The organism is Flavobacterium sp. Arc3 (assembly GCF_041431375.1).
In the GTDB taxonomy this organism is placed as follows: Bacteria; Bacteroidota; Bacteroidia; order Flavobacteriales; family Flavobacteriaceae; genus Flavobacterium.
Genome location: NZ_JASMRI010000004.1, coordinates 24,002 through 36,090, shown reverse-complemented (window position 1 = coordinate 36,090; position 12,089 = coordinate 24,002). Strand labels below are relative to the sequence as shown.

Below are 12,089 nucleotides of genomic sequence, written 5' to 3'. Positions count from 1 at the left end.
AAGACATTACATTTTACGTCCTTTGGACTTTGTAGTTGCTTCGGGTTCTTCCTGTTGCTCCTGTTGTTTTTTGTTATCGGGATTTGTTTGCCCAGATTGTAAAGGCTCTTTGATGTTCTTGGTCGCTTTATTGGTTTTGCCTTCCGAATTGACCGCAGTTTGTATTTTATGGGCTTCAGTAGGATTTATCTGTTCTTTGATCTTATTTGGATTTTGGAAAGAGAAGTCTGTTTTATTGGTTTCCTTGTTGAAAGTGATGTAACCATTATATTCCTTGCCTTTCTTATCCACCAATCCGCTAACATAAACAGTCTGCCCGTCTTTGAACTTTTGATATTGCTCATTATCCAACTCTTTATCTCTAAAGGTTTTCGGAGCTTCCTGCAATTGGGTTTGCTGACTGCCTTGAGTCTGTTTATTGGTGTTGCTCCTGTCAAACAAGAACTCTACAAAACGTTTGTCGGCATTGAATTGTACGGTTGCATCAAACGCAGTTCCTTTCTTGGAAATCATCCCTTCAATATAAAGTGGTTTGCCTTCCAGCAAGGTTTGTTTTTGCTCTTCGTTCAGTTTTACCCCTTTGATTTCATTCGGTATGTTTATTTTATCGGTACGAAGGGCTACCAATTCATTGGTCAACCTATCCACACTGATGATTGAGGGAATCTTTTCTCCTGTTTTGAGATTGGTAAGATCCACAACATGTCCCATATTGCTTGTTTTAAGGAGATTGTCTTTATCTTCCTTGCTGAATTCGTGCCCAAAAAAAGGAAAACTCAATTGTGGCTCTTTTCGAATGCCATGAATTGCCATAACCACTTTCCCATCCTCAGTGGGTTGAAGAGATAAACGGGCATCCATGCGGGTAATAGCTGTCCCTAAATTAAGGCTGATGGGAACCAGTTCATTGGTTTTATAGCCTTTAAGTAAAGGCTCAAGCAGATTCATCTTTTCGAGTTTCTCTTTACTCAGTCCCAAATTGTTCATTGTTTCCCAATCAATCTGTTCTGGTTTAAAACGATATTCGTTTGCTTCCGGAGTTGTTTGTGTTGTTTCCATATTTTTTTGATTTTCTTGGTTATGTGCTACTGGTTCCTTGACTTCAAGTTTTGTCAGGAACGCTTCACCTTCTTTCGTTGGTGTGTCTACATTCTTTTGTATTTCCTTAGCCGTATCAATTGCTTCGGAGGCCGGGACTTTAAAGAACGAGAAATGGGTTGGATTCTTTAACTGGCTGAAAAAATTGGCAAAGAAGTTTGAAAAAACATCACCATGTTTGTCCACACGCATAAATTGATTTTGATTTTTTTTGTCAACGGGAACCGTTTCTAACTTTCCGTCTTTATCAATTCCTTTTACAGCTTCGATCCTCATTTTTTCTTTGTTCAAGACTAACAGAATATCTGTCAGTTCTTCCAAAAGAGGATTTTTGATTTTATTCTGTTCACTCATAATCTTAATTTTTAGGTTTTTTAAATATGGTCGAAAGTAAATCAAGGCCAAAGGTATATACGCTTTATGTCCTTGTGAGGCTCTATTTGGCGGGAATCGTCTAGATCTATTTTCTAAGAGGAACTGAAAAACTTTCTCTGATAAACTGGTGTACGTCTGATAGCTTGTAATATAGCTTGCCACTGATCGTATAATAAGGGAGCTTACCAGAAGAGCGATAACGTTGTAAAGAGCGGGCGCTTACCTTTAGAATCATAAAAAGGTCCTGATTGTCTAATAATTCCTCCCCGTCAATGGAATTCTTCTGTTTTTGAACATTCTCTAGGCGTTCACCAAGTATATCGAAACGATCCATGATGCGTTCCATCCATGCTATAAATTCCATTCTATCGATATTCATATAGATATGTTTTAATCATTTATACAAAGTTGGAAAGCATTTGTAATATATTCTGCCAAGCTTAGCCAATTGAAAATGATATTTTTGAAACTTCTCAAAAAATATATAGTTGATTGTTTTTCAGATAATCTCGTTTTCTGTGGCAAGAAAAATTTTATTGCGGAGGGAGTTTTACCAATGGGTAGATATGGGCAGCTATAATAAAAAAGCAGTGTTTTAAAAACACTGCTTTTAACTGAGGCGAATCATGTCACTTATTATAAATCTTTATCCATATATTGCTCCAATGAAGATTTGAGCTGATCTAAGAATAAAGTTCGATTATTGGTTCTGTCTTTCATACGATGGAAAGCATGGTGAATATCACCTAGTTGGGTGCGGAATAAGATTTGGAAAACTAAACTGATTTTACGAATTCCGACCTTACCATTAGAAATTGCTCCAGATGCGTAAAGGGCATAAATCAATTCTATCAGTGCATTTTTGGATTCTGTCCAGAAAACGTCTTTGGTGGATTCGGCATTCTGTAAAACCATGCCTGGCTTGTCAACGGGATTAATTTTGATAATCAAATAATTATAAAGCAGTTCATCCGCTATAATACGGGAAACTTTGTAATCATAATAAGTAGAGAATTGGGTGTCAACTTCAAAGATAAAACTGTTAAGACCAGTATTAAGATTTATCTTCCCCAATTTGAAAAAATCGTGATCCCTGTCAGTTCGTCCAGAACGATAATACCGGTAAAAATCGGAATTGCAAATATGTTCCTTATATTCCTGCTTTAGCTGCTGTAATTCACTGGAAAAATATTTATAATACATTTTTCCTGTACTCACTGGACAAGAGGTCTCTATTCTGTACATCTTGTTGTAATAGATTAACTTACCCAGTATTTGCGGTTTTATGATTCTGAAGAATTCAATTTCTTCAGAATCATCTGTAAAATGATGCTCCAAAACATGGTTTTTCATACATGATAATAAATCCTGAAGGAATTTAGTCATACGATAGGATTCGTCTATTACATGCACAGATTCCAAGCTGATTTCCTGTTCTTTTTTCAGGATACTGTAGAGGGCATCTTTGTAAGTGGACTGCATCATACTGGCAATATTAAAGTGAATAAGTAATCAATTTATGTTCCATCTTTTAAGTATGTTTTGAATCTTCAATTAACTGACCATTCATCATTCAAACTTTAGCTTCAAACGGTATTCAGATAGGGACATGGAAGTATGTTTTCTAAAAAAAATCAATAAACTCATTGGCATGGGTTTGATATTTTTGAAAAAATCGATTTCTTCCGGAGCAGCGTTGAAATCTTTTTTATCCAGTATCTCTTTTAAGCCCGTTAATGTTTTGTTGCATAATGTTATGCCGCTACCTGCCTTCCTGATTGTTGTTTCGTTTGCTTCTAAAATTTCATTGCAGGCAACATTAAATGATTCAATCGTTTTTTTAAGCATTTTTTTAAATATTAGTTGTCAATATGCTTTCATTCTTTTGCAATTGATTTGTAATCGTTTTGCAAGGTATTCATAAGTTCCATTGCGTAATTGTCTCTTGCCTGAATGTAGGCTACTTTTGGAATTATTTTGGCTCCTAATTTTCTTTTTTCAAAAGAGGCTGACACCCCAAAGTCTATTTTTGTGAACTGTAATGTATTAGCTCTTTTTACGGTTTGAAACAACAATTGTCTATAGAGTTGGTATTCTTTCGCCCATTTATAATCCATACCTATTAATTCCGGGACGTAGGTGTGATTGTTGTTTTTGTAGCAAAACATAACACCTACGAATGGATTTTCGGCATCTGTTTTTAATGCTAATACTATGAATTCCCAGTTTGGACTTTCATTCATGTTTTCAAAAATCTCTTGTGTATATCTGAATGTATTGATAGCGTAATTATTATCTTTTACATTGTTATAGAGTTGGTATGCTCTTGCCATTTCTGATTTGGTTAGCCTGTCTTTTATTGCAACATTATAATATTTCTCATAAGGTTCTATCTCCTTATTGAAATGTTTACGGGAACGGAGAGATAATGTTTTTGTAAATTCTTCGTAGGTATGCCAACTTTGGTTTTCAATTACACAGGATTCCGGCATGTCTATTTTGAAATATCCTTGATCTACTATTGTTTTGTTGTAGTTGTTGCCTTCTTCAAAATCTCTTAAAACCAACATATCAGCATTTAAGGCATTGTATTTTTCTTCTATTTTGTTCAATAAAAGGGTTAATGCTTTTACAGCTAAAAGATACTCATTATTTATGAAACAGTGTTTTCCTTCTGTAAATAAAGACCCCATATTCAATACTTTTGAAGTGAGGTATAATGGATTGTTCTTTCTAATTTCTTCCAAATGCATAGAAACAGATTCAGTAGCCAGCATATCGTCTTTCCAAAGCCCATAAGTAAAAAAGGTCATTAGTACTATGTTCCCTTTTTTATTTCTAATTGTGTAATAGTAAAAATCCCATTGGTTGGCTGGGTCAGGATGCTGGCTGAATGTTTTTTCTAAATAAACCATTCCTTCCCAATCAAAAATATTTTGTTTTCCCATGTATTGGTTCCATTCTGATTTTTCGATATCCTGAATGGTATTTTTTTCTTCGATAAAAAGTTTTAATTCTTTTGATTCCGAACTCTTTTCTGTTTTTCTACTGTCTATTCCAAAAGCCTGTCTGATTTTATTTTCGCTGTTATTTGTTTCTTCCAAAGCTTTAGGGATATGGTATTCCATTGCTTCAGCTAAGGCCGTAATGTCCTGTTGTTGATTGTGACTGGACAGTGTAATTCTAATTCCTGTATTCTTGATTGGTACAGCAGGATAAATTCCCAAATTCAGGAAAAAGCCTTCCTTGAATAAACGGTGCACAAAGTTATATGCCGTTACGGGTGTGCCCATTCCCAAAAAGAAAACCGGTGAATCGTTTTTTGAGATTATGGGAAGATTTTCTTGTGAGAGCAATTGGTTGAAGTTGGCAATTTTATCCGACAAGTCTTTTTGTTTTTTTGTTATCTCAGGAGATAAATGAATGTCTGCCGAGGCAATTGCCGCGGCCACAGATGCAGGTTCTAATTGAGCAGAAAAAGTTAGAGGTCCTCCAAAGTTTTTAATCTTGTCTCTCAATTTCTGGTTTCTGCAAAATATTGTTGCGCCACTGGCTCCAAAAGTTTTGCTTAGTGTGCTTACCACAATGCAATTTTCGGGTAATTCTCTAATAGCGTCAAAAATGAAGCCAGTTCCATTTTTGCCTTTCCAACTCATTCCATGAACATCGTCAAAATAGAGATTGAGTTGTGTATATTTTTGAGTTAAAGCCAATAATTCCGGAATGGGTGCATAATCTCCAAACATAGAATATACACCATCAGCCATGTACCAAATTTTGTTGCATTTTGTGGTTAGTTGTTTGATTTTATCTTCGAGCATATCCAAATTACTGTGTCTGATCATTTCTACAGGAATTCCTCTTAGTTTTAAGAGTTGACAAGCATTTTGAACACTCCAGTGTACCTGATGATCCATTATAACTGCATCTTCATCTCTTACCAATGTCGGAATAACAGCTAAATGTCCTAATGTACTGTTCTTTGTTATAATTGGAGGTAGCCCATACATTAATTCTATTTTTTGCTCTAGTTCATTGTAAAGCGGATGTGAAATATATGATTTTGAAAGTGGAAACTGCGTACCATAATTGTGTATGGCCGCTATTGCTGCCTCCTTCAACCGGATGTCTTGTTCGAGTCCCAAATAGCCGGTTGTTCCGAAATGAAACATTTCCTTTCCCTTTATTTGGATTGTCCTGCCAGTTAAAATTTTGTCTTCTGCATATAAATGTAGCACCCCTTCTTTTTTTGCGCCAGATAAAACTTCATCTACTGTGTCGATAAAATTATTGTGTTTGATTTTTGCCATTTTTTAGTTGTTTTGATTGTTAAAAAAAAAATAGAATTCTAAAAGTCATAATAAAAAATAAAAGTTTTTTCATGTTACTCTTTAATGCTCCCAATATGACAAGTCAAAGTCCCGAATTGACAACTAAAACACCAAATTGCAACAAATAATCCCAAATTAGCAACTGTCTTATTAGTAAATGTTTATAATTTTGCTGAATTACAATATTTTAATTCATAGAACATGATTGCAGCCCATGATCTTTATGAAAATGATTTTGCCCGGTTTTGGATAACCGATGGTATTCTTTTTTTTGAATATAAACCCAATACTATTATTGATCTTAAAGTAGCCCAGTGTGTTGTAACCGATAGGATTCATTTTCAAAACGAAAGGTCTTATCCTGTTCTGTGTGATATTCGAGGTGTCGTTGCCACTAAGAAATCAGGTAGAGATTATTTGGCACAATCAGGGTCTATATTGACACAAGCCGTTGGTCTTATTGTGCACGAGAAAGTATTGTTGACCATTAGCACTTTTTATTTACAGATTAGCAGGCCCACTGTGCCTACTCAAATTTTCACTGAAGAAGAAGACGCTTTGGTTTATCTGAAAGGGTTTATTTAGGATTTAGTTTATAGAGAGAAGAATTAAGAGTTGAATCTTATGAAAAAAGCACATAACGAAGAACGTATTGTTACAATACATCAAATGTTATTTGAGATGGCACGTGGGAATTTTAATAGTCACATTCCCTTAAGTTCCAATGATGACGAATTGGAAACGCTAGTTGTTTTAATTAATATGGTTGCGGAAGAAATCAAAGAGTCGATTTTTCGTGTCGGCTATGTTAATCCCCATAGGACACATCAGTTTATAGCCCAAACCACATTTATTTTGGATGTTTCTTTTTTAATCAAAAGTTTTACTCCTGAGGCTACTTACTTTTTAGGTTATTCAGAGTCCGAGTTAATTGATCTACCTTTGACGGGCATTATTACTACGGCATCTTTGGAACAACTTCAAGGTATACTCAATGCAAGTGTTTCATTGCCTACAATTATTACATTAGATTTCACACCTAAAGAACAATTGCCTGTTTCTGTTTCTTGTAGTATTGGAAAGTTAATTAATCGTTCGGAAATTATATTAAATCTTGTGACACCTGCTCGTCAAGATTTTTACAATCGTTTGGTATGTGTAGATGAAAACGAGAAACATAATAAAACCCGAAAAGCAGATGCACTTTTGATTCAGAAACTTTATGACTATATATTAGCGAATCTTGGAGAACCACTTCCATCATTAAAAATGCTTTCATGTGAATTTGGCACCAATGATCGTAAATTAAAAGATGGTTTTCGTCAATTTTTTAAGACCAGTATTTACCAGTTTTATAATGATGAGCGTTTGAAAAGAGCCTATTTTATGATTGAACACACAACAATACCTTTGAAAAATATATCGGTGATGAATGGTTTTAATAATTATTCCAATTTTTCAAAATCCTTTAAAAAACGATTTGGTTTTTCACCATACGAAATGAAGCGGAATGAAACCGGTTCTACTTCTCTACCAGAAGGTTAAATTTTAGTTTTTTAAACTTTGTCCGTTTTGGTCAAGTTTTGTTCCCAATAAGACAAGTGTTTTGGTTTTGGATTTCTGAATTTTGCTTTGTGGAATTAAAATTCATAAAGCCATGAGACTGAATACCAAAATACAAAAGCTGTTTTTAGAATTTATTTGTTTGCTGTATATACTTCTTTTTGTTTATGCAGCAGTAAGTAAACTACTGGATTTTGAGAACTTCCGTGTGCAGCTCGGACAATCACCATTATTAAGTGCTTTTGCAGGATCAATTGCATGGATTGTGCCAGTACTTGAACTATTCATTTCATTATTGATTGTTTTAAAAAGATGGAGAATTATCGGTCTGTTTGCTGCTTTTAGCTTGATGGTTATGTTTACGTCATATATCTATATTATTTTAAATTACAGTTCTTTCGTTCCCTGTTCCTGTGGAGGCATTCTTGAAAAAATGGGATGGATGGAACATTTCTTTTTTAATTCAGTTTTCATAATTCTGGCAGCAGCAGGTATTCTGATACTGGCTGGTATGATGCCACAAGTGCATCCTATTTCAAAACCTGCTGCACTCGCCAGTGCTTTTTCGTTGACATCTTTTTTTAGTATTGGTATCGTCGCCCTACTGTTTATGTTATCGGAAGACATAATGCATCATCGAAATAATTTTGTTCGTCGTTTTCCAGGAGACGCTGTAAAAGTTGATGAAATCGATCTCAAATTTAGTTCCTATTATTTTGCAGGGTCTGCTAATGACCAAATATATCTAGGCAATTATACTGCACCACTTTTAGTTACAAAACTGGACACAGTATTACAGAAAAAAAAGGAATTTAAGATTCATCCCAATCGGACAAATTTTTTATTTCAATCTGTTCAGGTTCGTATTTTACCTCCTTATTTTTATCTTATTGACGGATCTGTCCCTGTAATTTTTAAAGGAAAAATAAAGGACTGGAACGCATATGTGAAATGGAACGGGGCTACTACTTTTTCTCATTACCAACTCATCGATTCTCTCACCTTGGCATTCCGTTCCAATAACACTAGAAAAGGTGAAAGCATACTCGGATCTCTGTATTTTGGCGACAAATCTAAAGCTCATTTTAATGCAAATTTATTACAGAAACAGATTGATGGGATTTTCGATGTGGATGGGATGCTACATTATGACAAAGACCTTCAGAAGTTGCTATACATTTATCTGTACCGCAATCAATTTATTGTAGCAGACAAGGCGCTTAATCTCAATTATCGTGGCAAGACGGTAGATACCATCAGCAAAGCCCAAATAAAAGTGGCTAACGTTGCAAGCAGACAGGAACGAAAGCTGGCAACACCCCCATTAGTCGTTAATAAAACAAGTGCTGTTTGCAAAAATTTGTTGTTTGTCAATTCCGCATTACTCGGTAAATATGAACCAACAGAGATGTGGAAAGAGGCAAGTATTATTGACATCTATAATCTAAATACCAATACCTATCAGGGTAGCTTTTACATCTACAATATTAAAAAAGAAAAGCTCAAGAACTTTTTTGTTCTCGATGACAATTTTTATGGATTTGTCGGGCATTATTTAGTTCACTATAAGCTTAGTAATAGGCTAACAGATTCGTATCAAAATAAAAGGCCGAAATAGATTTTGCCATTAAAATACACTGCAGCGTCAGGGAAAAGATCGAAAACCTGTAAAAGAGTAGATCGCTAACAATTTTAAATTTTATAATCATGAAAACAAATTTTGTAAAACAGGTTGTACCTGTTGCCGTATTTGCGCTTGCGATAGCTGGTGCTTTTACAACCCATGCCATGAATGAGCGTTCCAAAACAACAGCTATAGTTCCAGGGTATATTAAACTGAACCCACAAGGAACTTCTTGTGAGCAACGCGATTTATGTTCAAATGTCAATACGGGAAACATTTGTACCGTAGGGCAAGTGCCTGGCGGCACCCAATTATTTGATAAAAATTCTGCCAACCAATGTACGGTGCCGCTTTATAGACCATAGTTCCATTTGTTTGTAGAAATGGCAATGCAGTTCCTTATGGGAACTGCATTGTTTTTTTATGGATTGTTCCGATTTGTTTTAAAAAGGCTCCGGTATTTTATCTCCTTTTAAATAATGGTCAAACCACTGTTCAATACTCAGGGTAAGATGTTGCTGATGTACAGGACTCATAAGCACATGTCCCTCATCGGGATACAGCAACATTGTATTGGTTCTACCAAGGCGTCGGAGCGCCAAATAAAATTCGATACTTTGATAATAATGTACATGGTAGTCCTGTTCACCAGACCATGACAATAGTGGTGTATTCACTTTTTCCGCATGGTATATTGGAGAATTTTGCAGGTATGCTGCGTAGTTCTCGTATAGTGATTTGCCTATTCTCAATTGTCCGAATTCATAGTGCCAAAAATTTGGCTTTTGCATATCTGACACATACAGATAGCCACTTACATAATCAGTAATGGCCGCCCCTGCCACTGCTGTCGCGAACATATTGGTTTGGGTAATGATATAGTCTGTTTCATAGCCGCCATAAGAGTGACCGACAAGACCAATTCGGGCGCTGTCAATGGATTCACTGGCGATGACTTTTTTTGTGGCGGAGACCACGCAATCCGTTGCGGACGGACCTGGACTTCCAATTTCATAAACTATGTCCGGTAAAAAAACGAAGTATCCTTTTGACGTAAAATTGGCAATATTAAATCCTGTAGGATTGTTCTGCGATGGATTTACATAGTTATACAATTCCTTGGACAACTTCTCATAGACATATACCACCATAGGATATTTTGTATCGGCATGATAATTTGCAGGATAGAACAGCACACCATTTAAAACGGTCCCTTTGGAATTGGTATAGGCAATCAGCTTGGAGTTTCCCCAATTGTATTTAAAATGCTGCGGGTTGCTTTGAAAAAGTACTTTTTCTTTTGAATTTCGTTTCTCTTTAATCATTATTCTCGGTGGTGTATTAAAGTTTTCCTCGACATAAATATAGCCGTCATTTTTCTCAGAGCCTATGAACTGACTAGTCTTCATTTTCTTGTTCAGCAGCGGTTCTAAACCGGTTTTCTTGCTCCAAAAACAATAACCTGTATGTTCCAGTGCTTCGGTCTTGATCAGTAGCCTGTCATTGGGTTGAAACTGCCCTTTATAACTACCGTCATAATTCATTTTCTTGGACTGGTCTGTAGATTGGACCACTATTCGGTGCGTTGTTTTATTTTCGCGTCCCCGGGTCAACCGAATGGCAGTGGATCCATCCAGCGCAATGCTCCAGATATCGTATTGGTCGTAAATAAACAGTGTTTGGTCTTGTGGTACCCATCCCGGATTGCCAAAAGGGGCCGATTCTTCAGGCCAGTCGGACTCCGTATCTGAAAAAGTCACACCAAGATCTTTGGTGAGATTCCTGTGGAGTCCGCTCGAAATATCATAGGTCCACCAATGGCGCTCCTTAAAATAAACAAACTGTTTGTCATATATAGAAACAGAAACCCCGCCATTGCTCCCAGTTTGGTTTTGCGACACTAATTTCCGTTCTCCTGTTGTCAGATCCATTATATAAATATCCAAAGGAGCATCAAAATTTGCCTGGGGTTCGTACTGCTGCGGATTATAGAGGTAAGCGTGTTCTTGGTCTGCACTTAACATCATGTTCGGGAACTCATTGTCCGTAATACGGCTAAAGCGGTTTTCGTTGGGCCACCATACGGCTACTTTTGGTATCCTGTCCCAATCCTCATTATACACTTTGATAGGATAAATAAATTTATCCTGCGTATTCCAGGTTTGTACCTGCGAAGTATCGACAGGAATTACAGCCTTCTGTAACCCGAAGAATATGCTGCTGACATCCTTAGCAATGCTAAGATTGGCAAATGAAGAGGAAATGATTTCCATGTCTATGGGAAAATTATCTTGTCCTGCCGGATTGAAAGTCTGTAACTTACCTTCGGCAATGATGTAGTAGCCCACCGAAGTACGGATTGTTTTTTTAGCATCATCCAAAGGTTGCTTTAAAAAAGCAATGGACTTGCCGCTCTCTTGCCAAACGATATCGGTATATGTGCAGGCCTCGGTTGTACTGGCTATCACAGCGGTTGTCTTATTACGTAAATTGAGTAAGGCAATTGTCGTATTGTTTCCCGATTTTGTAGTGTAGACCACTGCATCGGCTTTGGGGTTATATGAGTAAAGATCAACATCGCTTAAAACAATAGATTGGTTGGTTGCTATATTTTTTAGCTCCAACTGTTTTTTGCCATTGCTTTCCTTTTTTAAAATGATTAGATCTTTGGTATCCGCCCTCAAATCGTATTGGAGCACCTCTTGTACCGTCTCTTGTTTTGAAGTCAGCAGGTTGGTGATTTTCAGTTCTCCCTTTGCATTGGTCGTAACGAACCAATTATCTCCACTAAATTCCCCTTTGCTGGCTCCGGGAAAATTATAGGTCTTATTCCCTTTGCTGTTTTTGACAAATAAGGTGTCGTTGCCATTTTCATAATAAAGGGAAAAATTCACCCATTTTCCGTTTTTGGAAAGTTTCCCCATCCTAAGGGAACTCCATAAATGATAATCGGCAGCGGTAAGGTCTTTTTTCTGATTGTTTTGACTAAATCCGATAAATGAAATCAAAAAAGTGATTAGCACTATAAAGCGCTTCCTTGACTTCTTTATTGTCGGGTGATGGCTATTTATACTGTATTTTATGTTATCTTTTTTCAT

The 12,089-nt window shown here is 36.3% G+C and carries 10 protein-coding genes; 4 read left to right on the top strand and 6 right to left on the bottom strand.

What is annotated here, in order from left to right; all coding sequences use genetic code 11:
• Window positions 1–6 precede the first annotated feature (6 nt).
• From QO200_RS03815 to QO200_RS03795, 5 genes are all read right to left on the bottom strand, one after another.
• On the bottom strand, window positions 7–1,452 hold the full coding sequence (locus QO200_RS03815) for a DUF3945 domain-containing protein (protein ID WP_371536585.1): 1,446 nt from the start codon (window positions 1,450–1,452) through the stop codon (window positions 7–9).
• A 106-nt stretch (window positions 1,453–1,558) separates the two neighbouring features.
• Window positions 1,559–1,852 carry a helix-turn-helix domain-containing protein gene (locus QO200_RS03810; RefSeq protein ID WP_371536582.1) on the bottom strand — a complete coding sequence of 98 codons (294 nt, stop codon included), beginning with the start codon at window positions 1,850–1,852 and terminating at the stop codon, window positions 1,559–1,561.
• A gap of 257 nt (window positions 1,853–2,109) precedes the next feature.
• Window positions 2,110–2,958: an RteC domain-containing protein gene (locus tag QO200_RS03805; RefSeq protein WP_371536579.1), complete on the bottom strand. Its 849-nt coding sequence runs from the start codon at window positions 2,956–2,958 to the stop codon at window positions 2,110–2,112.
• Between the two features lie 84 nt (window positions 2,959–3,042).
• Window positions 3,043–3,321, bottom strand: a complete 279-nt coding sequence (locus QO200_RS03800) for a hypothetical protein (RefSeq protein ID WP_371536576.1) — start codon at window positions 3,319–3,321, stop codon at window positions 3,043–3,045.
• Window positions 3,322–3,350: 29 nt separating this feature from the next.
• The gene (locus QO200_RS03795; RefSeq protein ID WP_371536573.1) at window positions 3,351–5,783 is read right to left on the bottom strand and encodes an aminotransferase class I/II-fold pyridoxal phosphate-dependent enzyme; all 2,433 of its coding nucleotides are present in this window, start codon (window positions 5,781–5,783) and stop codon (window positions 3,351–3,353) included.
• Between the two features lie 222 nt (window positions 5,784–6,005).
• Between QO200_RS03795 and QO200_RS03790 the strand changes: the two genes are divergently transcribed.
• The 4 genes from QO200_RS03790 (at window position 6,006) to QO200_RS03775 (ending at window position 9,356) form a co-directional block, all read left to right on the top strand.
• On the top strand, window positions 6,006–6,389 hold the full coding sequence (locus QO200_RS03790) for a hypothetical protein (protein WP_371536570.1): 384 nt from the start codon (window positions 6,006–6,008) through the stop codon (window positions 6,387–6,389).
• Window positions 6,390–6,428: 39 nt separating this feature from the next.
• Window positions 6,429–7,349, top strand: coding sequence for a helix-turn-helix domain-containing protein (locus QO200_RS03785; RefSeq protein ID WP_371536568.1), 921 nt, complete (start codon window positions 6,429–6,431; stop codon window positions 7,347–7,349).
• A gap of 112 nt (window positions 7,350–7,461) precedes the next feature.
• On the top strand, window positions 7,462–8,985 hold the full coding sequence (locus tag QO200_RS03780; protein WP_371536565.1) for a MauE/DoxX family redox-associated membrane protein: 1,524 nt from the start codon (window positions 7,462–7,464) through the stop codon (window positions 8,983–8,985).
• A gap of 89 nt (window positions 8,986–9,074) precedes the next feature.
• The gene (locus QO200_RS03775; RefSeq protein ID WP_371536562.1) at window positions 9,075–9,356 is read left to right on the top strand and encodes a DUF6520 family protein; all 282 of its coding nucleotides are present in this window, start codon (window positions 9,075–9,077) and stop codon (window positions 9,354–9,356) included.
• 78 nt (window positions 9,357–9,434) lie between these two features.
• On the opposite strand, the gene QO200_RS03770 is transcribed toward QO200_RS03775, so the two are convergent.
• Window positions 9,435–12,089 (bottom strand): prolyl oligopeptidase family serine peptidase, encoded by a 2,655-nt coding sequence (locus QO200_RS03770; RefSeq protein WP_371536560.1) that lies wholly within the window; start codon window positions 12,087–12,089, stop codon window positions 9,435–9,437.

Excerpts from the sequence above, each read along its gene's own strand:
- QO200_RS03780 (WP_371536565.1), top strand. The coding sequence starts at position 7,462 with ATGAGACTGAATACCAAAATACAAAAGCTGTTTTTAGAATTTATTTGT.
- QO200_RS03805 (WP_371536579.1), bottom strand. The coding sequence starts at position 2,958 with ATGATGCAGTCCACTTACAAAGATGCCCTCTACAGTATCCTGAAAAAA.
- QO200_RS03795 (WP_371536573.1), bottom strand. The coding sequence starts at position 5,783 with ATGGCAAAAATCAAACACAATAATTTTATCGACACAGTAGATGAAGTT.
- QO200_RS03770 (WP_371536560.1), bottom strand. The coding sequence starts at position 12,089 with ATGAAAAAAGATAACATAAAATACAGTATAAATAGCCATCACCCGACA.
- QO200_RS03790 (WP_371536570.1), top strand. The coding sequence starts at position 6,006 with ATGATTGCAGCCCATGATCTTTATGAAAATGATTTTGCCCGGTTTTGG.
- QO200_RS03785 (WP_371536568.1), top strand. The coding sequence starts at position 6,429 with ATGAAAAAAGCACATAACGAAGAACGTATTGTTACAATACATCAAATG.
- QO200_RS03775 (WP_371536562.1), top strand. The coding sequence starts at position 9,075 with ATGAAAACAAATTTTGTAAAACAGGTTGTACCTGTTGCCGTATTTGCG.
- QO200_RS03810 (WP_371536582.1), bottom strand. The coding sequence starts at position 1,852 with ATGAATATCGATAGAATGGAATTTATAGCATGGATGGAACGCATCATG.
- QO200_RS03800 (WP_371536576.1), bottom strand. The coding sequence starts at position 3,321 with ATGCTTAAAAAAACGATTGAATCATTTAATGTTGCCTGCAATGAAATT.
- QO200_RS03815 (WP_371536585.1), bottom strand. The coding sequence starts at position 1,452 with ATGAGTGAACAGAATAAAATCAAAAATCCTCTTTTGGAAGAACTGACA.